28 protein-coding genes and 1 pseudogene are annotated in these 16,895 nt (G+C 43.7%); 9 read left to right on the top strand and 20 right to left on the bottom strand.

What is annotated here, in order from left to right:
* Window positions 1–395: 395 nt before the first annotated feature.
* Both AACQ81_RS17090 and AACQ81_RS17085 read right to left on the bottom strand, forming a co-directional pair.
* The gene (locus AACQ81_RS17090; RefSeq protein WP_237388038.1) at window positions 396–998 is read right to left on the bottom strand and encodes a peroxiredoxin C; all 603 of its coding nucleotides are present in this window, start codon (window positions 996–998) and stop codon (window positions 396–398) included.
* Between the two features lie 154 nt (window positions 999–1,152).
* The gene (locus AACQ81_RS17085) at window positions 1,153–1,776 is read right to left on the bottom strand and encodes an acyl carrier protein phosphodiesterase (RefSeq protein WP_237388037.1); all 624 of its coding nucleotides are present in this window, start codon (window positions 1,774–1,776) and stop codon (window positions 1,153–1,155) included.
* A gap of 104 nt (window positions 1,777–1,880) precedes the next feature.
* Between AACQ81_RS17085 and queA the strand changes: the two genes are divergently transcribed.
* Window positions 1,881–2,975, top strand: coding sequence for a tRNA preQ1(34) S-adenosylmethionine ribosyltransferase-isomerase QueA (gene queA / locus AACQ81_RS17080; protein ID WP_237388036.1), 1,095 nt, complete (start codon window positions 1,881–1,883; stop codon window positions 2,973–2,975).
* A 151-nt stretch (window positions 2,976–3,126) separates the two neighbouring features.
* On the opposite strand, the gene AACQ81_RS17075 is transcribed toward queA, so the two are convergent.
* The 14 genes from AACQ81_RS17075 to AACQ81_RS17010 form a co-directional block, all read right to left on the bottom strand.
* Window positions 3,127–4,173, bottom strand: coding sequence for a tyrosine-type recombinase/integrase (locus tag AACQ81_RS17075; RefSeq protein WP_237388035.1), 1,047 nt, complete (start codon window positions 4,171–4,173; stop codon window positions 3,127–3,129).
* Complete coding sequence (locus AACQ81_RS17070; RefSeq protein ID WP_237388034.1) at window positions 4,077–4,391, bottom strand: hypothetical protein; 315 nt, start codon at window positions 4,389–4,391, stop codon at window positions 4,077–4,079. The genes AACQ81_RS17075 and AACQ81_RS17070 overlap by 97 nt, the downstream gene beginning before the upstream one ends.
* Before the next feature lie 293 nt (window positions 4,392–4,684).
* On the bottom strand, window positions 4,685–4,912 hold the full coding sequence (locus tag AACQ81_RS17065) for a hypothetical protein (protein ID WP_237388033.1): 228 nt from the start codon (window positions 4,910–4,912) through the stop codon (window positions 4,685–4,687).
* The gene (locus AACQ81_RS17060; protein ID WP_336885687.1) at window positions 4,899–5,105 is read right to left on the bottom strand and encodes an MT-A70 family methyltransferase; all 207 of its coding nucleotides are present in this window, start codon (window positions 5,103–5,105) and stop codon (window positions 4,899–4,901) included. The genes AACQ81_RS17065 and AACQ81_RS17060 overlap by 14 nt, the downstream gene beginning before the upstream one ends.
* A 19-nt stretch (window positions 5,106–5,124) precedes the next feature.
* On the bottom strand, window positions 5,125–5,976 hold the full coding sequence (locus AACQ81_RS17055) for a phosphoadenosine phosphosulfate reductase domain-containing protein (RefSeq protein ID WP_237388032.1): 852 nt from the start codon (window positions 5,974–5,976) through the stop codon (window positions 5,125–5,127).
* A gap of 48 nt (window positions 5,977–6,024) precedes the next feature.
* Window positions 6,025–6,192, bottom strand: coding sequence for a DUF7167 family protein (locus tag AACQ81_RS17050; RefSeq protein ID WP_237388031.1), 168 nt, complete (start codon window positions 6,190–6,192; stop codon window positions 6,025–6,027).
* A gap of 160 nt (window positions 6,193–6,352) precedes the next feature.
* Complete coding sequence (locus AACQ81_RS17045; RefSeq protein ID WP_237388039.1) at window positions 6,353–7,048, bottom strand: lambda exonuclease family protein; 696 nt, start codon at window positions 7,046–7,048, stop codon at window positions 6,353–6,355.
* Window positions 7,038–7,979, bottom strand: coding sequence for a recombinase RecT (locus AACQ81_RS17040; RefSeq protein WP_237388030.1), 942 nt, complete (start codon window positions 7,977–7,979; stop codon window positions 7,038–7,040). The genes AACQ81_RS17045 and AACQ81_RS17040 overlap by 11 nt, the downstream gene beginning before the upstream one ends.
* Window positions 7,976–8,254: a hypothetical protein gene (locus AACQ81_RS17035; protein ID WP_237388029.1), complete on the bottom strand. Its 279-nt coding sequence runs from the start codon at window positions 8,252–8,254 to the stop codon at window positions 7,976–7,978. Before AACQ81_RS17035 ends, AACQ81_RS17040 begins: the two co-directional genes overlap by 4 nt.
* Entirely contained in the window at window positions 8,251–8,457 is a 207-nt protein-coding gene (locus AACQ81_RS17030; protein ID WP_237388028.1) for a hypothetical protein, read from the bottom strand. Before AACQ81_RS17030 ends, AACQ81_RS17035 begins: the two co-directional genes overlap by 4 nt.
* A gap of 187 nt (window positions 8,458–8,644) precedes the next feature.
* Window positions 8,645–9,043: a hypothetical protein gene (locus AACQ81_RS17025; RefSeq protein WP_237388027.1), complete on the bottom strand. Its 399-nt coding sequence runs from the start codon at window positions 9,041–9,043 to the stop codon at window positions 8,645–8,647.
* On the bottom strand, window positions 9,036–9,464 hold the full coding sequence (locus tag AACQ81_RS17020) for a hypothetical protein (protein ID WP_237388026.1): 429 nt from the start codon (window positions 9,462–9,464) through the stop codon (window positions 9,036–9,038). Before AACQ81_RS17020 ends, AACQ81_RS17025 begins: the two co-directional genes overlap by 8 nt.
* A gap of 61 nt (window positions 9,465–9,525) precedes the next feature.
* A complete protein-coding gene (locus AACQ81_RS17015) occupies window positions 9,526–9,687 on the bottom strand; it encodes a hypothetical protein (protein WP_237388025.1) in 162 nt (53 codons plus the stop codon).
* A 98-nt stretch (window positions 9,688–9,785) separates the two neighbouring features.
* The gene (locus AACQ81_RS17010) at window positions 9,786–10,085 is read right to left on the bottom strand and encodes a regulator (RefSeq protein ID WP_237388024.1); all 300 of its coding nucleotides are present in this window, start codon (window positions 10,083–10,085) and stop codon (window positions 9,786–9,788) included.
* 136 nt (window positions 10,086–10,221) lie between these two features.
* On the opposite strand from AACQ81_RS17010, the gene AACQ81_RS17005 reads away from it, so the two are divergent.
* Window positions 10,222–10,509, top strand: coding sequence for a DUF2622 domain-containing protein (locus AACQ81_RS17005; protein WP_237388023.1), 288 nt, complete (start codon window positions 10,222–10,224; stop codon window positions 10,507–10,509).
* Here AACQ81_RS17005 and AACQ81_RS17000 read toward each other — a convergent pair.
* The gene (locus tag AACQ81_RS17000) at window positions 10,506–10,697 is read right to left on the bottom strand and encodes a hypothetical protein (RefSeq protein WP_237388022.1); all 192 of its coding nucleotides are present in this window, start codon (window positions 10,695–10,697) and stop codon (window positions 10,506–10,508) included. The genes AACQ81_RS17005 and AACQ81_RS17000 overlap by 4 nt on opposite strands.
* Before the next feature lie 128 nt (window positions 10,698–10,825).
* On the opposite strand from AACQ81_RS17000, the gene AACQ81_RS16995 reads away from it, so the two are divergent.
* Window positions 10,826–11,329 (top strand): hypothetical protein, encoded by a 504-nt coding sequence (locus AACQ81_RS16995; RefSeq protein ID WP_237388021.1) that lies wholly within the window; start codon window positions 10,826–10,828, stop codon window positions 11,327–11,329.
* Here AACQ81_RS16995 and AACQ81_RS16990 read toward each other — a convergent pair.
* Together AACQ81_RS16990 and AACQ81_RS16985 are read right to left on the bottom strand one after the other, a co-directional pair.
* Window positions 11,326–11,577: a hypothetical protein gene (locus tag AACQ81_RS16990; protein WP_237388020.1), complete on the bottom strand. Its 252-nt coding sequence runs from the start codon at window positions 11,575–11,577 to the stop codon at window positions 11,326–11,328. The genes AACQ81_RS16995 and AACQ81_RS16990 overlap by 4 nt on opposite strands.
* A gap of 781 nt (window positions 11,578–12,358) precedes the next feature.
* Window positions 12,359–13,033, bottom strand: coding sequence for an XRE family transcriptional regulator (locus tag AACQ81_RS16985; protein ID WP_272903112.1), 675 nt, complete (start codon window positions 13,031–13,033; stop codon window positions 12,359–12,361).
* A 97-nt stretch (window positions 13,034–13,130) separates the two neighbouring features.
* Here AACQ81_RS16985 and AACQ81_RS16980 point away from each other — a divergent pair, with 97 nt between their 5' ends.
* The 6 genes from AACQ81_RS16980 to AACQ81_RS16955 all read left to right on the top strand — a co-directional run bounded on the left by AACQ81_RS16980 (window position 13,131) and on the right by AACQ81_RS16955 (window position 16,711).
* Window positions 13,131–13,337: a helix-turn-helix domain-containing protein gene (locus tag AACQ81_RS16980; protein ID WP_237388018.1), complete on the top strand. Its 207-nt coding sequence runs from the start codon at window positions 13,131–13,133 to the stop codon at window positions 13,335–13,337.
* A gap of 225 nt (window positions 13,338–13,562) precedes the next feature.
* A complete protein-coding gene (locus tag AACQ81_RS16975) occupies window positions 13,563–13,910 on the top strand; it encodes a CII family transcriptional regulator (RefSeq protein WP_237388017.1) in 348 nt (115 codons plus the stop codon).
* A gap of 59 nt (window positions 13,911–13,969) precedes the next feature.
* On the top strand, window positions 13,970–14,137 hold the full coding sequence (locus tag AACQ81_RS16970) for a hypothetical protein (protein WP_237388016.1): 168 nt from the start codon (window positions 13,970–13,972) through the stop codon (window positions 14,135–14,137).
* The gene (locus AACQ81_RS16965) at window positions 14,130–14,966 is read left to right on the top strand and encodes a replication protein (RefSeq protein ID WP_237388015.1); all 837 of its coding nucleotides are present in this window, start codon (window positions 14,130–14,132) and stop codon (window positions 14,964–14,966) included. The genes AACQ81_RS16970 and AACQ81_RS16965 overlap by 8 nt, the downstream gene beginning before the upstream one ends.
* The gene (locus AACQ81_RS16960; RefSeq protein WP_237388014.1) at window positions 14,950–16,335 is read left to right on the top strand and encodes a replicative DNA helicase; all 1,386 of its coding nucleotides are present in this window, start codon (window positions 14,950–14,952) and stop codon (window positions 16,333–16,335) included. The genes AACQ81_RS16965 and AACQ81_RS16960 overlap by 17 nt, the downstream gene beginning before the upstream one ends.
* 22 nt (window positions 16,336–16,357) lie before the next feature.
* Window positions 16,358–16,711, top strand: a complete 354-nt coding sequence (locus AACQ81_RS16955) for a phage protein NinX family protein (RefSeq protein WP_237388013.1) — start codon at window positions 16,358–16,360, stop codon at window positions 16,709–16,711.
* 87 nt (window positions 16,712–16,798) lie between these two features.
* On the opposite strand, the pseudogene AACQ81_RS16950 reads toward AACQ81_RS16955, so the two are convergent.
* Window positions 16,799–16,895: pseudogene (locus AACQ81_RS16950) on the bottom strand (IS5/IS1182 family transposase); the annotation flags it as partial.

Below are 16,895 nucleotides of genomic sequence, written 5' to 3'. Positions count from 1 at the left end.
ATTCCAATGGAGATCTGTTAACATAGCTCGCGGCATGATGGTGAGGTCTGGTTGTTTTTTGGCGAAAGTAATTATACCAAATCATTATGCTGCCTAATAATCCCTCGCAAAACGTCAACACGCCCTAGCCTTTTGTTCCTTTATTTCTCTTTGTTTGTCGACTTAAAGTTATAAAGGAGCGGCTATGTCATTTCAACTCACCATAAAAGTCGAGCATCGCGTTATCAATATGTGATTTACCTTATCGAAAGCTCACGATTTTGGAAAGTGATTTTTTGTACATAAGGCGATAAAACGGGGAATTTCAGGTAAGTCCGTTTGAGAGTCAAAAAAACCAGCCGGTTGAACGGCTGGTTTGGAATGATTGATAATGGATTTGACGCTGAGAGAAGCTATTACAGTTTGTCAGCGTTTTTAGTCAGGTATTTTGCTACGCCTTCAGGTGAAGCGCCCATGCCTTCTTGACCTTTGGCCCATTGTGCAGGACAAACTTCGCCGTGTTCTTCATGGAATTGCAGAGCGTCAACCATGCGAACCATTTCGTCGATGTTACGGCCCAATGGCAGATCGTTAATAACTTGATGGCGAACAACGCCATTTTTGTCAATCAGGAAAGAACCACGCAGAGCTACGCCAGCTTCTGGATGCTCAATACCGTAAGCTTTCATGATGTCGCGCTTGATGTCAGCAACCATTGGGTATTTAACTTCGCCGATACCACCTTCGCTGATTGGCGTTTTACGCCATGCGTTGTGGACGAATTCAGAGTCGAAGGAAACGCCGACAACTTCAACACCACGTTTTTGGAATTCCTCGTAACGGTGATCGAAAGCGATCAGCTCAGAAGGACAAACAAAAGTGAAGTCCATTGGCCAGAAGAAAATGACAGCAGCACGGCCATTCAGGTGTTTTTTCAGATTGAAGTTATCAACGATTTCACCATTGCCGAGAACAGCAGCAGCTGTAAAATCAGGGGCTTGGCGAGTTACTAAAACCATAATTGACTCCTGTGATTTTAAAAGTCTTGTGTAGGAACGGGTTACAGAATAAGGAATTAGGGTATAGCAATAAAGGATAAAATACCAATTTATACAATAGGTTTAACCTATCAATAATCTGTTTTTAATTCCTTTTAGCCTACATAAGATAAAGCTATTTGGAAAAAGTGCAAGGTTCTGGAGAAACTTCCTGTTTAAGGAAGTGCTTATTTGATGCCAATGCGACCATCTGCGGATAGAACTCCCAAAACAGTGTTTCAAAATCAAGGTATTGCCTTTCTATATCCTGATATGATCCCGCTAATGCGGATAATTTCGGGCGTCTGCGGGCCATGCCTTGCAAGACGCTGGCAATGCATGACATATCCGCATAGCGGATGAGCAAGTTTTGTGACCAAAGATATCGGTTCATCTCTTGAAATTTCTCAGGAGTAGAATCAAGATGAGGCTCTATTTCACAGCGGGCAAAATTGACAAACTCAGGTAAAGAGTAACTTTTTTCACACTTATCCCAGTGTAGGGAGAGAAAGTGATCCCAGATGATATCCAGAGTGATTGGGGCAACCCGACGATACTCGCAACGGAATAAGCTACGTGCCTCCACGACAAGTGGATGCTTATCCGTCAAGGTGTCTACCCGACGGTGCATACGGATACCCGCTACAATGTCAGAACTGAATAATCCTTCTGGAGAACCCCGGATGAAATCCGCCATCAAATTACCCAGTAAGGAACTTTCCGATAATGCAGCCAAATGAAGGTGTGCGAGAAAATTCATAGCGAGAGTATACCGCAAATCGTTAAACTAGGTGCTTCTTTGTTGCACCCTTGCGCTTGCAGCACTAGACTAGTCCGCCTGTTTTTTTGAATGATACAGATAAAATGCGTGTCGCTGATTTTACTTTTGAATTGCCAGAAGAGCTAATTGCTCACTATCCCCAGCCACAGCGAAGTGGTTGCCGCCTGCTTTCCCTTGATGGTGAAACAGGAAAGCTGACGCACGGTATTTTTACTGATGTGCTGGATAAGCTGAAAGCGGGTGATTTGTTGGTTTTCAATAATACCCGGGTGATCCCCGCGCGCCTGTTTGGCCGCAAAGCGACGGGTGGAAAATTGGAAGTGTTAGTCGAAAGGATGCTGGATAATAAGCGAGTGCTTGCTCACGTTCGCGCATCTAAAGCACCGAAAGAAGGCGCTGAGCTTATTCTTGGCGAAGATGTTCTCGGTGAAGATCGCAGTATTAAGGCAACAATGCTGGCACGTCACGATACTTTGTTTGAAATCCGTTTTGATGATTATCGTGATGTATTGACTATTTTGGATCAGATTGGTCATATGCCTCTGCCTCCTTATATTACCCGCCCTGATGAAGATGCTGATCGGGAACTATATCAGACAGTCTATAATGAACGTCCGGGAGCCGTGGCTGCACCGACCGCCGGTTTGCATTTTGATGAGCCGCTTTTGGCTGCCCTGCGTGAAAAAGGCGTCGAAATGGCCTTTGTCACTCTGCATGTCGGTGCGGGTACTTTCCAGCCTGTACGTGTAGAAACCATTGAAGACCATACTATGCATGCCGAATACGCTGAAGTGCCGCAGGAAGTCGTGGATGCTGTGCTGGCATGTAAAGCGCGTGGCAATAAAGTTATAGCGGTGGGAACAACGTCAGTCCGTTCATTGGAAAGTGCCGCCAAAGCTTGTCAGGACGGCATCATTGCCCCCTTCTTTGATGATACCCGAATCTTTATCTATCCTGGTTTTGAATACCAAGTGGTAGACGTACTGATTACCAATTTCCATCTGCCAGAATCCACGCTTATTATGTTGGTTTCTGCATTTGCCGGTTATAAAAACACCATGAATGCCTACAAAGAAGCGGTAACAGAAAAATATCGCTTTTTCAGTTATGGTGACGCAATGTTTATCAATCGCAACATGCTGGCATCAATAGAGCTGGTATCGAAAACAGCGGTGTAGCAATAAAAATATTGCAATAAACGATTTTGAAATCAAAATTATCGTCATTTCAGCTCCGCTGGTTTGAACGGTATCTAAACGTAGCATCAGACTGTTTTTCTGATTAACTGAAAATATCAGTCTCGGTGCTATTAAAAAATAAAGCTAATAATCAGCCAGTTAACAGCGTTAAATGTTGTTTCTGGCTGATGCTTTTTTCCTCCTGTGTCAAAAATGTGACGAAACCACTATATTTGGCTAAATGCTCACCGCTTAAATGAGCGTATTTGTTGACCATCTCCAAGGTTTCCCATCCGCCCATTTCTTTTAATACCATCAATGGTGTTCCGTTCTGAACATGCCAGCTCGCCCATGTGTGTCTCAGGTCATGAAACCTGAAATCATTGATCCCTGATTTCTTGAGCGCTCTATCAAAATCAGTCCGGCTAATTTGTTTTCTACACTTGCCATTGGATGAGAAGACAAATTCACCCTCTTTGGGAAGGCTACGAAGAATAGAGATAGCCTCGTCATTTAAAGGAACTGCCCTAGCTTTCCCTGATTTTGCGTTCTCAGCGGTAATTACCGCGATCCTTCTATTGATATCCACATTGCGCCATGTCAAAGAGAATATTTCTCCCTTTCTTGCTCCGGTCAGTAGAGCAAGTGAAGCAAATCCTTTCATCCATGTAATGGATAAATTATTTATTAGTAATCTGGCCTGATCTCTTTCTATCCATCTAACACGTACTTTAGGTTCACTTAACCGCGTGACGTGATGGTTTTTGCTTATCCATCCCATCTTGTAAGCAAGAGAAAACGCTCGCATAATGAACGCCCTATATCTGTTTTGCGTAGCGTTAGATAGCTTGCTCTTTGTCTTTCCCTTGTGGGTGGGCAGAGAGTTAGCTATTTCCTCACTGGTGATTGATGATATTTTTCTCCCCTTGAAGATAGAAAGGAAATAACGGGCGTAGATTTGCTTATTGTTGAAACATGCTTGGTATTCTGCATCGCGTAAGGCTAAGATAACAATTTCCTCGAAAAATCGCTCAGGTTGCTTATCAAGGCGTTCTTGTTGCCATAATTCATGCTTAACCTTGTCGTGGTATTCCTGAGCTTTTAATTTATCTTCTGTCCCAGTAGATCGCCTAATTCTTTCTCCATTTGGCGCAGATACATCGATCCAGTATTTCTTACCTCTTTTGTAGATCGGCATTGTGTTCTCTCCTTGCCACCGACTACAGCCAGCCGGAAAACATTATTGTCTTTTGAGTTTTGTTGTTCAAACTTTTTAAGGCTCTCGCTATTTGCTCTCCAAGAACAGCCAACCCGAAACATGTGATATTTAAGAGGGTTTCTGTATATGCTCCATTCTGAGATTTTAAGTTTCTTTGCGTATTCCTTTACGGTATAAAAATCATCATCACCTTCCATTTCTTTGCTCCTTCCGAATTATCCGCACATAATAGGCCAACACTGATTTAGCGCTGAACCTCATATGGTTGAGTGGTTTAAATTTGAGGGTGTATTTATCGAGAATTGCGGTCACTGCTTTGTCGTCGTATTTGGGTAGGGCGGTTAACTCTTTGAGGCACTCCCTCGCCACCTGTCGTCGTCCGTTCTCGAATGTGTTCTGTGTGTTCATGATGCCTGGTTGACAAATTAACGTGAATTTGTAAAACGGTTGACGCTAAATAGTCAACCGACATCGAATCCGTTTAATTTCATCAGCCTTCATTCCATGCTTGAGAACGAGTTTTCATTCCGTTCTTTTTGGTGGTACGCTTTATTTTCTTTAGCTCAGCTTGAGCCTGTTCTAGCGTAATTTCCCTGCGTTTAACTTTGCTCATTAGCGCCATGCGAACCTCCATAGAATCAGCGATAGCACCATCACTTTCACATTTTTTAACGTACGCTCGTTTATCGAGAGCAGCCTCAAATCTAGTTCGCCCCATATTTAACTCCGTTAATAAACTCAATATTGTTTACGGGGGATTCATTGCCATATAAATCCCAGCCTTCAATTGATTCACGCGCGAATAATTCAATGCGTGGAACATCGCCGTATAATTGTTCGAGTCGATAATGAACCTCTCTCGGTTTCTGGCTATGCTCACCCAGACAGGAATAGATATCCTCCCGCCGCATAGCAGCGTAGTGATAGAGGTTAAAATAGATCTGGCTGAAATATTTCGCAGGATTCAGAACAGGAACCGGTATCAAACCGCTTGGCTGCAATCATCTCTTGATAGATGTTTTGGTAATCGACATCCGAATACATTTTGGCGATACCATCCAATGACATGTGGCCTCGGTACATAATTTCGCGACCTGTCTTTCTGTGTCCATCTCTCACATAAGAGGGGGTTATGCACGTATGTTCAAATACCAGCTTCATCCCCGGCTCATCTTGACAGGCCAGCCCTAATTTCCGACTGCTTTTTTTAATGCAGAATACGCAGTTTCCCAAATGTTCGGGTATTTGCAGGTCAAACGGCTGTTCGCTCCACCAGTTCAAAACATCCTGTTTTTCAGCGTCTGAGATATCAGCTAGATAACTCACCCCATCCTTGCGGGATAACCTTCGTGGTTCGTCTGCGCGAATGCCTATCCATGTTTGATAATTACCCCGCCCGAAATGGTCATTGCAGTAATCTCTGAATGGCCGCAATTTCAGACGGTCAGTGCAGAATGCGCCACCGATATAGGGAGTGCCGTATTTTTTCACCATATTCGTAAATGGGGTCAATGCTGGCATCCGCGTTTGGATATCTTTCGGTTCCCAAACTGTATAACCATTCGATATACCCAGTTGAGGGTTGATATCAGCCTGCAATACTACCAGTGGGATATCCCAGAATTTTACAACTTCTCTAACAAATCGGTAGGTCATGGGATGTTCCGCCCCGGTGTCCATAAAAATATAGCGGACATCCTCACCCTGTTTGCGGCGCTGTTCCATCAGATATACGAGATACGCCGATGTCCTGCCGCCAGAGAAACTGACAACATTAATCATGATTGTTACCTTGGGGTGGGGTTAGATGTTTCTGTTTGGATGAGGCTATTAAACGGAGATTGAATAATCGATATTTTCAGCGATGACGGTAGAAATAATCTCCGCCTGTTCATCTTCTGTCATTATTTGCCAGACCTCTTCTGTATAACCGAGGGGTAACTCCGTATCAGAACCAACTCTGTTAGTTCGTATGGTGATATACATTTGCTTGTTCATTAGATGATCCTATTTGGATTGCCGAGTACACGTACTGGGTGTTGAAAATCGCTGGGGTGATGCGATCGGTAGCATTCGACGCATTTTCCGGTTCGTACATATCTTAACGTATGCCCACGAGGACAGGGCTTCCCTTCGAAATATTTACTCGGTTCTCCGGTCATTGGTGATTTCCTTTCCATTGATTGCCAAATTCAATCCCTAACGTTTTCAAATGAGCATTCATTCGCTCAATAAATTCAGGAATCAGATCATCGAACTGACTCGCGCATTCAGGGTCTTGCTCAACCAGAACACGCACGATTTCTTTTCCTGCGGGCATTCTTGGGTCATAGTTGATGAAATGCCATGCTGGCAGACCTGTTACCCACATAGAAAATTGCATTTGAGCCATATACTCTCGTTTAATGCCGTTAACACCATTAAGCGCCATTTTGATAAATACGTCCGTGTTAGAGGGGCATTTCAGTTCTAAACCTAACTGATCATCACATAATCCATCAGGAGAACAGGCGGTACGCATTGATTCATCCCTGTAAATGATCGGAACCTCGATGACATTCAAGTCTGAGTAAAAGGAAAATGAGTCCCGCGCTTCCTGTTCGTACTCCTTTCCCCATGCCAGTGTACGTGCATTAACGTCCTTGTAGACCCCAGTACAGATTTCGCCGATGAGTTCATATAGGTAGGTTGCTTTGGTATCAGACCAGACATTGGCAGATTTGTTTTTCGTGAGTATCTTCCATGCGTCAGACGCTGTGATGACGCCTAAGCGTAACTGCATCCATGCCTCGCTTCCCTGCTCAATGACATCTATGTCTATTCCTGTTTTATTCAGAATAATGTCACGATTTATCATTATTGGACGCCTTCGCTTTCAGCATGGCGATAATGGATTTCCCTTCATTTTCGCTGAGTTCAGTAGGGGAGCTAATATCTCGTCCGAACTTTTTCGAAATATACCCCATGAATTTCTCAGACCAGTCACCGTCAATCTCAATCATGATGGCGTTGATTTTATCAATGGTATCCGCTGAGATATTAGGACTATGATCAACAGGACGCTGATTCCGTTCTGCATTAAAATCAATCCCTTCTCCTGCATCTGTGTTTACATAATCAATGGCGGCATCCAATCGTTCCCGACGAGGCCAGTATTTTGCAGCCTGCTTGACAACGGTTTTTAATATCATCTGCTCTTCATCAGTGACCCACGGGCATGATTTCTTTTTTGATATCCATGCTTGCCATGCTGTTGACCTGTCACGAATTGCGTAGATATCAGCAATTGCCATGGTGTGCGTCAGATAGTCACCATCCTCAGTTTTGACTACCGTGTAAGCACCAACAATCTCACCTCGCTGCTGTTGGGTAGCAAAAGCGTTGTATTCATGCTTTGGCGCGGTATCGATTGAAGTCAGATGGAAATTGTCATTCTGCCTAACAATGCTAGACTGACACCACCTAATAGCGCCTGATTGCTGGGCGATGTGCATCAGACCCATGTAACTAATATCCAGACACACGCCCTTGTTCCGTGGAACCAAATAGGCCAGCTTCTGTGCAGGGTTTAAACTAATGCCAATGGCTGCGATATTCATAACTGCACTACGGGCTGAGACGGGATTGTTTAGCGCGGCTGTTGCCAAGAAGTCATTGTTAGCAAAGATCTGCATAGCAAACTCTGATTCCCGCTTGAATGCTATGCTGGGTTCACTGCAAACTTGCTCAAATTCCGTTTTGAGCGGGTTAATTATTTCAAAAACTTTTTGTACTACTGCACTCATGCTGCCTCCCGTCTTTTGATTTTCAATAAACTTAGGTCGTACAGAAAGTTATTCAATCCCTCAAGGGCGTCGCTATCGTTCTCGATCATCTCACCGAAAAGCGCGTTCATCTTTGGTGATAGAATATCCTCGACTTCCGCTGGGAGGTTCTGATACATCATCCATGCTTTTCTGCCTTGATCTTCCTCTATAGCCTCCTGATATGCTGCCTCTTCCCTGCGACGCTCTTCGGCCTCATCCTGAGCACCATAGGGGTTATGGTCGAACTGTCTCATGCGACCTCCCGCTCATTCTGATAATGGTCATTGAGAACCGAAATAATGTCCTCGCGTTCTAAATCAGGGGTATTGAGCATAATATCCCTGCCGTTGCCTACCAATTGGTATTTGGTATCATCATCAATGATTATGATGGTTCCGCCTCGTCCGTTAGACTTAGTGCTGAACCGACCATCATTGAGATCAATTTCTAATGCCATAATTACCTCCCGTAACTGCGTTTGAGTATTTCCATAGCCAGCCACCAGACATCGTCACAATGTAGGCGACAGGCCATTCCTGCCAGTTCTTGCGCCTGGCATAGAAGATGTCTGTTGATTTGCATGATTAATTTAGCGATGAGTAAAATAAAAATGACTGCGAGAATGGCGAGAGTAATAATAGAAACTATTTGGAATCATTTTTTGCGGTTAGAGCAATCAGCGCCTTAGCGTGCAGTTCGGCGGATTCGCGGTCGAGGTGGATTATTCCGGATTCTAACCAGCGAAGATTATATGTAGTACCAGACCAATGATAAGGCAACGCATCCAGACCCAAATCAGGTACAAAAAATTCCTGCCCATCCTCCAACGGCTCCCTCACTGGCTCAGGAACGTCGATATTTCCTATCCGAATAGTTCTGGGTTTGAGGCGGTATGTACATTTTTTATGGAATCCGAAATTGTCTGATATTGAGCGCCATGAACCGTCTGGATATTTCAACTCAAAATATTCCCACCAATTTTCATTTTCCTGCGCAATTTCCGCCGCTTTCATCATTAAATCGGCGTGAATATGTTTAGTCATTGTTATTCTCCCGTGCTTTCATCATGGCATCTGCCATACGGTATGCTGCCGTTGCTACAAGCTTATGATGAACTGGATCACCAGTAATAACATGTGTATCAAACTGCTTGACTAGTGAACCCATTGCCTGAGCCGCGAAATAATCCCGTAATGTCATGCATGTCATGCCATCCTTAATCTTTTGTGGAATTGCTTCACCAGATAACCCTAATGACTCAACCAAATTTTTAACATTATCTATTCCTCCCGGAGTAACGGTGCCTTTATATTGGATTTTGTTTTTTGTTGGATAGTAAATAACTTTACCCTGTTTGGTTTGTATCGTTATAGTTCCACAAACATCAATGGTGTGATTAATACCGATTGTATTGAGATGCTTGGATGCTATAGAAACGAGTTCCTGCTTTTTGTCACTCAGCATTGTTATTCTCCTGTCGGTGGTTGTGGGTATATTTTGGGCATCCACTCCATAATTTCTCCTATTACCAACATGATTTAGATCTAACATCAAATACATTTCCCCAATAAACCGCTCCTAATCTGACGGCTTTAATGAGTACTATTAATTGTTCATTGGTTAATTCTAAATTGCATTCTTCTGCTGCCTCGGAAATAACACCTTCCCAGTAATCATTATCAGTCATACTGCTCTCCTATTATTCAGCTAATAAAAAGCCCCGCATTGGCGAGGCTGTTATTCTGTTAACTCACCACAGCCCACTCGGAAATGAGCTGGAGTGAGTTAATTGGCGTGCGGTTCTCTTGGCTTGTAATTAAATCGATGCCAGCCATCAGTTAATTCAATTTCATCATAGTTTTCTCGATAATCTGCAAATCCTAACTCTACTGCCAGAGCATGTAATTCATGTCGCCTCTTGATATTATCCATCCCAATCCAATCAGCGTCAGTGGCTCTTTTCTGAGCCTGTTTAGGTGACAGGTCTCTATAATCCATTGCACTCAGTTTTTTGAGTCTCTTCAAATCCGTTTTCAGATTTCGAAGAATGTGTATCATTGAATCAATCCGTTCTATGTCTTTCATATCACCCCCTCGCTGTTACTGTTGATTTGATGTGCCTGATTTGATAACCCACTCAGGCGGCGTGGGCTTCCTCACTTTCCACAGTCAAGGAAATTTGATAAGTTGATTATTCCACAGTCAAGTAAGGAATAAGAGGATGGCAAGATTTACCGTTCGTATCCAACTCAGTGATGCTGATGCTAGTGATTACGAAGAACTAAAAGAACTCATGGAAGAAGTCGGTTTTAGTAAAAACATAACCTCAATTGATGGAATAAGTTACAAACTTCCTGATGCTGAATATGATTATTCAGGAAGAGAAACAGCATCAGAAGTATTGGATGCTGCTTATAAAATTGCAGAAATGGTAAAAGCAAAACCTAAAGTTTTAATTACTAAATCTGCGGAAAGGCGCTGGAAAGGACTATCTAAAGTCAATCGCTAATCCATACATATATCAAGAGGTTCATCGTCACCCTCCAATGCAGCAAAGGCATTTCTTATCTGATGGGCTAGCTGTTCAGCCCTTTTTGAATCAATTTCACCTTTATCATGAAAATCCGCGCGAATGAGATTTGATAATACGCCCCGTGCTACCTGTTGTGACTCCGGTGTTAATTCTTCAAATTTCATCTCTATCTCCTGTTGTTGATTTGAATGTGCCTGCATGTTTAACCACCTCAGGCGGCAGTAGTTTTGTTACTCCCCAGCAACAAAATCGGTTATAATTCAATCTCCCCAGCAAACAAAAAGGACGAATAATGACCACGCTATCAGAGAGACAAGATATGATTATCCGTACAATGAATGACAGAGAGCATTTAATGCGCCCAATAAGTACCGAAAAATTCCAGTACCTTATTGATGAGCTGGGTGAAGAAAAATTAGCGGAAGATATAAATTATCTGCAATCTATTGGATTAGTCCAATTGGGGGCAGTTGGGATCGGTACTACCGATGATGAACCTTATTCATTTAATCTTCACAAGATGGCATTAACTGCTGCTGGGGTTGATTATGCCAATATGGACACCATCGGAAATAAAATAAATACGGTGACTATTAAGATCCACAAAAATACCCTTGAGCAAATTGAGTCAATTATTATGGCGGCTAATTTGCCTGAATCAGAAAAGAAAACGCTTTTGCAATTAGTAAAAGAAAAAGGTGCTGAGAAAGTAGTAGGAAAATGCGTTGATACTTTATTCGCAAATGCAGGTGCAGCAACACAAGTTCTTTCAGAATTAGCAAAGAGCGTATTCTAAGCCCTCGCCGTCACCCCGCCTGATTCCAGTCTGCGGCGGCGAGATTTGTTATTCTGCACAGTCTCTTTCGCCGCCACTTTATTTACTGTCGGAATAAAATTGCTTAATGCGTTGATGGCGTCGCGTTCCTGTTTGCTGATGCGCTGTTTTGGCTCGCGGTTGTTCCAGAAATTTTCGCGGTAGTTCCTGTCAATTCCGTCAAAAACGTTATCGATGGCGGCAAGAGCTGTTTTGAGACTATCTGTCATGATTGATTCGTTCATAAAATCACCTCATTGGTGTGGTTCCTAAAATTGATGGTAATTGACTTAACCAATTGTTTTTAAAATATTTAGATATGTTCCCTAAGCTAAGCTTGCTCACCATAGACCACTCATTGAATGGCCTACAGTTAGCCAACCACACTCTCGCAGTGGTCGCGCTCATGCCCTTGAGTCTCTGTCGCATCTTTGCCGCTGATTACCGGTGCACAATTGGCGGTTGTGCTGCTTTACCGACACACCTTTTTTTCGAGTAACCCTCACCAGCGTGTGATTGCACCTTTGACGTGCATCTGGCTACCCGCAACTTTGGGTATTCGGGGCTGAGTTATGACCTCAGCGTTAACGCATTGCGTTCGCGGTCTGTCCGCTTTGTTAAACCATAATTAATTTTTCCTTTTGGTTAATTACAGCGCTTCTTCTGTCAGGGGTGCCCGTTCGCGCTCTTTCGAGGCTAATCTTCTCACTGGCATACTGATTAACTACCGGCGATACATCGCATTTGTGCGTTGGGGTGTAACAGAGTGAATACGCTGTTTTGGGTTAAATTGTTAAAGAGCGGTGTTGATTATCTTTGGCTGTGTGCCTTGGATGAATCAAATATATGCTCTTTACGCATATGCGTCAAAAGCATATTTATGAGTGTAAGGGTATAAATCAGTTAAGATAGTGAAAATAAAGGGAATAAATTTTTTATGGGATTTTTTATTTGTGACGCAAATCACGCATATTGGCGAGGCTAAAGCCCCTGATGGGGCTTTAGTTAGATTTATCCATGTCTTCGATAGACGTGGGAATGGCTAATGATTACTTTTCCTTGTATATATAACTGAGGTTCTTCATTTTCCTCAATGTACCATGTTTCATAATTTGGGTTGTCTGACAAAACAGCTAGTTTATTTTTTTGAATTTGAAGGCGTTTCACATGAAGAGAGCGACCAAATGAAAACACATAAATACCATCGCCATCAAATTGATGGACTGTAATATCAACAAATATTTGATCTCCAGACTCGATAGTGCCGCTCATACTGTCCCCCTTAACAGCTATTACCTTTACAAAATCTTCATGCCTATTACCAAAAATCAATTTTGCTTCTTCGGTTGTGTATTCTATAGATCCTATGGTTTCTACAAACTCTCCCGTTGAAATTCCATACCCCGCACTCGCTTCTACATTCAAGGCTTGAACCTTAAAATACTTCCGTTTACGGGATGGGCTGGTTGAAATCAATACTTCATTTTCATCATTCTCGATAAATAGATCTGCCATTTTAACCCCCAACGCCTCGGCTATTTTCGAAATTGTCGAGTCTGTATAGCCTTGTTTATCCCTTTCGAGACGAGAGATGTTTCCCACATCACTATTAATAGCATTGGCTAGTTCAAGGATTGTCATTTTCTTCGCCTTGCGAAGCTTTCTTATGCGTGAACCGATTTTCATTTTGTCATTGAACTCATTTTTTGCGTTTCACTCAAAGCGCCTTGCGCATATCTGTTTTGTGTAATAATATGCGTATAGCGCATTTAAAGGAGATGATATGCAAACGCCATTACGAAAAATTAGGTTGGATAACAACCTTAAAATTGCCGAAGTTGCAGCGGCAGTTGACTGCGATGTGGGCAATTTAAGTCGATTAGAGCGAGGTAGCCAGAATGCATCACTAGAAATGGCTGAGAAGCTATCTCGATTTTACAACGGAATGATTGACGAAATGCAAATCCTGTATCCGCAAAGATACATGTAATCATTCACGCTCTTTAACAATCTGCCCTCACGACAGGCCATCGGTGAACCCTAGCAAACCGAAATAGCGCCGAGATCTGATCTCAGGCAATCGGGGATAACCCGTAAAGGCTGACACCATAACGCCGTGTTCGTGATTAACCATCACTATCTCAGGATAGTTGATATTTTCGTATGTTTATTAAACAGAAATTAACCAAACATTCACTTTAGGAATATTTTACGAATGGAAGACGCAAGTTACAGCAAATTATTCAGGAATAAGGAAAGTGAGCTAATTAACAAGCTCGTGCTCAAGGGGTCACGGAACGTAGCCAGAATAATTGGCGTACATGAATCACAGATCACTCGCTGGCAGCGACCACAGAAAATCGATGACCTCAGTTTCATTGAGAAAATGGCTCGCTTTCTGGTGGCTATTGAGTATGACTCGCCAGACACAAACGTAGTGATTAATCGGGAGGATGCTCAGAGGCTGATAGAGGCGTTGGAGTATATCCGGTATCCAAAAAGAAAAACCTCAGTTGCTGTAACAACTGAGGCTTCTGAAATGCAACTTGAGATGTCGATTTAACGACTGAGAGGAAGTATGCAAGTCCCTCTCAACAACACATTTAACAGAGGTAATTATACATGAAAACGAAATTTAATCACAGCGCTGTGCATAAAAATAATGCCCGCGACCGGGTGGCGCGTTCCGTCTCTGAGCAGGGAGGTAAAACACTGCGCGATATGCTGGAGGATGCGAAATTGCGGCTGGAGCACCGCGAGGAACTGACCGGAGGGAAACGCGATGAATAATGTTGCATACGCTGATTTTGGCGCTAAGAGGCAAGAGAGGCCGACGGTGGCAAGCATTGAAGATGGATATGCCCGTCTGTCAAATATGCTGTTGGAAGAGTATGCAGGGGCAGATTTGACCAAGCGTCAGTTCAAGGTTCTGTTTGCTGTACTCAGGCTGACCTACGGGTGGAATAAAAAAATGGATCGCATTAGTGATTCACAGATTGCAGTAATTGCTAAATTACCAGTTAAACGCTGCAATGAAGCCAAGTTAGAACTGGTTAGAATGAACATACTTCTTCAGAAAGGAAACACTTTCGGACCAAATAAAAATGTCAGTGAATGGAGTATCCCTCAAAATAGGGGAAAATCCCTCAAAACGGGGGATTCTGAATCCCTCAATTTAGGGGATAGCAATCCCTCAAAACAGGGGGACACCAAAGACATTATTCCAAATACAATTAAAAACAATACACCCCTTACCCCTCACGAGGGGAATGAAGTGGAGGTAGCTAAACCTAAAAAGCGAAAACCCACACCCAAAATCAACTACGACGACTATCTCAATGCCTACAACGAAGCGGTTGGTGACCGGTTGCCCCATGCTGTAGAGGTCAATACCGAGCGACAACGTGCGCTAAAGAAATTAATTCCCAAGCTACGAACCCCAAATGTTGACGGATTCAAGGCATATATCAAGGCGTTTGTTATGCAAGCCAGGCCATTTTTCTTTGGCGATAATGATCGCGGATGGGCAGCAGACTTTGATTATTTACTACGGGAAAAATCCTTAACATGGGTTCGTGAAGGGAAATTTGGGAAGAAAGAAAATGAACAATTACATTGAAAATTATGAGCAATATGAATCCAGCGTAATTGGCGGCCTGTTAATCAGCGGATTGACACAGGATGCCAGCGAGATATTGGCAACATTGGAGCCGGAAGTATTTGGTTCACCATTTTACCGCAAGGTCTTCAAGACCATTCGTGCGCAGGCCAAAACCAGAGGAATGATCGATTCTCTGATGGTGGCGGATGCAATGGGTGATGAACATTTCATCGCTATCATGTTGGCTGCCAAGAACTGCCCGAGCGCTGCCAACCTCAAAGGCTACGCGAACATGGTTTCAGCCAACCATGAGCGTAGACGCATGATTGATCTGATGGACGAGGCGCGTGAGCGCATTCTGAGCGAAACTATCGAGAATGCGGCTGAATCAATGGACTGGTTTATTACTCAAGCGGCAGATATCCGCAGACCACGCGATGAAGTTCGCCCGCTGCATGTTTCCGAGCTACTGGACGATTACACCGAAGTGCTGGAAAAGCGGCTCAAGAACGGGGAACAGTCAGACACTGTGAAGACCGGCATTGAGGAACTGGACGAGATAACCGGCGGTATTAACCCGGTCGATTTGGTGATCGTTGCTGCCCGCCCCGGTATGGGTAAAACAGAATTTGCCCTGACCGTCGCGGAAGGTGTCGCCAGCCAGACGATTGCAGGAACCGACCAGAAACGCGGCGTGCTGATTTTCTCAATGGAGATGGATTCTCAGCAGATTATCGAGCGTCAGATAGCCGGTGCCTCTAATTTGCCGGTCTCGCTATTACGAAACCCCGCCCGATTGGATGACGAGGGCTGGAATAAGGTCACAGTGGGTCTGGGTAAATTACACGATCTGAATGTCTGGGTGGTTGATGCCAGCAAGCTGACAGTTGAACAGATTATGACAATTTCAAGACGTCACAAAAAAGCACATCCGTCATTGTCCCTCATCATGGTTGACTATCTGGGGCTGATTGAAAAGCCAAAGGCTGAACGTAATGATCTGGCAGTTGCGCATATTTCTTCCAGTCTGAAACGATTGGCAAAAGACCTAAAAACGCCGGTTATGTCATTGAGTCAACTTTCACGTGATGTTGAAAAACGTATCAATAAACGCCCAGTAAACGCAGACTTACGAGATTCCGGCAGTGTTGAGCAAGATGCGGACAGCATCATCATGTTGTATCGCGATGCGGTGTACAATGAACATTCCCCCGCAGCGCCTTACGCTGAAATTATCGTGACAAAAAACAGGTTCGGGCAACTCGGGACAGTCTATCAGCGATTCCGCAATGGTCATTTTTTGCCGACCAATCAAGAAGAGGCGGCGCGGATCTGTCAAAGCAGTGACAAGCCACAAAAGCGCTTTGCAAAAGGTGCCAATGTTTAACCCCACCAGAAGGACTTTTGAGATGAAACTAAAAACGAGTGAACTAACGGGCCGGGCGCTGGATTATGCGGTAGGCCTTGCGGTGACTGATGATGATGTGAAATGCGATGGACAGCATATTTCTGTAACATTCAATGGCGGTCGTTATATCTACAGCTGGAACCCAGCAACTAATTGGGAACAGTGCGGGCAGTTGATTGAGAAATACATAACAGCTCTTGCATTACATACCAGAGGCGAACATTGGATTGCTGGTAGTAGAATACACGGAACATCAACGGGAGAAACAGCGCAAATTTCGATATGCCGAGAGGTGGTGCGCAACCAACTCGGCGACGAGGTTGAAATTCCAGATGAGCTATTGGAGGGGGAATGACACAACTCAAACCGTGCCCGTTTTGTAACGGGAAGGCGAAAGCAGAAAAATATCTACTAGAGCGTGTTGACCTTTGTTGTACATGTTTCAATCGACCCACATAGGGAGCCACATGATTGAAAATGCCAAAGCAACGAGACTTTCATAATTTCTTGCTAATTTGTCATACCGAGTAGCTACTGCT

Source organism: Xenorhabdus sp. Sc-CR9, assembly GCF_963897815.1.
Taxonomy (GTDB): Bacteria; Pseudomonadota; Gammaproteobacteria; order Enterobacterales; family Enterobacteriaceae; genus Xenorhabdus.
Note: the sequence above shows the minus strand (reverse complement) of the source record. Positions and strands in the feature narration are given on the sequence as shown.

Coding starts and splice junctions, on each gene's coding strand:
- AACQ81_RS17090 (WP_237388038.1), bottom strand. CDS start 998: ATGGTTTTAGTAACTCGCCAAGCCCCTGATTTTACAGCTGCTGCTGTT.
- AACQ81_RS17085 (WP_237388037.1), bottom strand. CDS start 1,776: ATGAATTTTCTCGCACACCTTCATTTGGCTGCATTATCGGAAAGTTCC.
- queA (WP_237388036.1), top strand. CDS start 1,881: ATGCGTGTCGCTGATTTTACTTTTGAATTGCCAGAAGAGCTAATTGCT.
- AACQ81_RS17075 (WP_237388035.1), bottom strand. CDS start 4,173: ATGCCGATCTACAAAAGAGGTAAGAAATACTGGATCGATGTATCTGCG.
- AACQ81_RS17070 (WP_237388034.1), bottom strand. CDS start 4,391: ATGGAAGGTGATGATGATTTTTATACCGTAAAGGAATACGCAAAGAAA.
- AACQ81_RS17065 (WP_237388033.1), bottom strand. CDS start 4,912: ATGGGGCGAACTAGATTTGAGGCTGCTCTCGATAAACGAGCGTACGTT.
- AACQ81_RS17060 (WP_336885687.1), bottom strand. CDS start 5,105: ATGCGGCGGGAGGATATCTATTCCTGTCTGGGTGAGCATAGCCAGAAA.
- AACQ81_RS17055 (WP_237388032.1), bottom strand. CDS start 5,976: ATGATTAATGTTGTCAGTTTCTCTGGCGGCAGGACATCGGCGTATCTC.
- AACQ81_RS17050 (WP_237388031.1), bottom strand. CDS start 6,192: ATGAACAAGCAAATGTATATCACCATACGAACTAACAGAGTTGGTTCT.
- AACQ81_RS17040 (WP_237388030.1), bottom strand. CDS start 7,979: ATGAGTGCAGTAGTACAAAAAGTTTTTGAAATAATTAACCCGCTCAAA.
- AACQ81_RS17035 (WP_237388029.1), bottom strand. CDS start 8,254: ATGAGACAGTTCGACCATAACCCCTATGGTGCTCAGGATGAGGCCGAA.
- AACQ81_RS17030 (WP_237388028.1), bottom strand. CDS start 8,457: ATGGCATTAGAAATTGATCTCAATGATGGTCGGTTCAGCACTAAGTCT.
- AACQ81_RS17025 (WP_237388027.1), bottom strand. CDS start 9,043: ATGACTAAACATATTCACGCCGATTTAATGATGAAAGCGGCGGAAATT.
- AACQ81_RS17020 (WP_237388026.1), bottom strand. CDS start 9,464: ATGCTGAGTGACAAAAAGCAGGAACTCGTTTCTATAGCATCCAAGCAT.
- AACQ81_RS17015 (WP_237388025.1), bottom strand. CDS start 9,687: ATGACTGATAATGATTACTGGGAAGGTGTTATTTCCGAGGCAGCAGAA.
- AACQ81_RS17010 (WP_237388024.1), bottom strand. CDS start 10,085: ATGAAAGACATAGAACGGATTGATTCAATGATACACATTCTTCGAAAT.
- AACQ81_RS17005 (WP_237388023.1), top strand. CDS start 10,222: ATGGCAAGATTTACCGTTCGTATCCAACTCAGTGATGCTGATGCTAGT.
- AACQ81_RS17000 (WP_237388022.1), bottom strand. CDS start 10,697: ATGAAATTTGAAGAATTAACACCGGAGTCACAACAGGTAGCACGGGGC.
- AACQ81_RS16995 (WP_237388021.1), top strand. CDS start 10,826: ATGACCACGCTATCAGAGAGACAAGATATGATTATCCGTACAATGAAT.
- AACQ81_RS16990 (WP_237388020.1), bottom strand. CDS start 11,577: ATGACAGATAGTCTCAAAACAGCTCTTGCCGCCATCGATAACGTTTTT.
- AACQ81_RS16985 (WP_272903112.1), bottom strand. CDS start 13,033: ATGAAAATCGGTTCACGCATAAGAAAGCTTCGCAAGGCGAAGAAAATG.
- AACQ81_RS16980 (WP_237388018.1), top strand. CDS start 13,131: ATGCAAACGCCATTACGAAAAATTAGGTTGGATAACAACCTTAAAATT.
- AACQ81_RS16975 (WP_237388017.1), top strand. CDS start 13,563: ATGGAAGACGCAAGTTACAGCAAATTATTCAGGAATAAGGAAAGTGAG.
- AACQ81_RS16970 (WP_237388016.1), top strand. CDS start 13,970: ATGAAAACGAAATTTAATCACAGCGCTGTGCATAAAAATAATGCCCGC.
- AACQ81_RS16965 (WP_237388015.1), top strand. CDS start 14,130: ATGAATAATGTTGCATACGCTGATTTTGGCGCTAAGAGGCAAGAGAGG.
- AACQ81_RS16960 (WP_237388014.1), top strand. CDS start 14,950: ATGAACAATTACATTGAAAATTATGAGCAATATGAATCCAGCGTAATT.
- AACQ81_RS16955 (WP_237388013.1), top strand. CDS start 16,358: ATGAAACTAAAAACGAGTGAACTAACGGGCCGGGCGCTGGATTATGCG.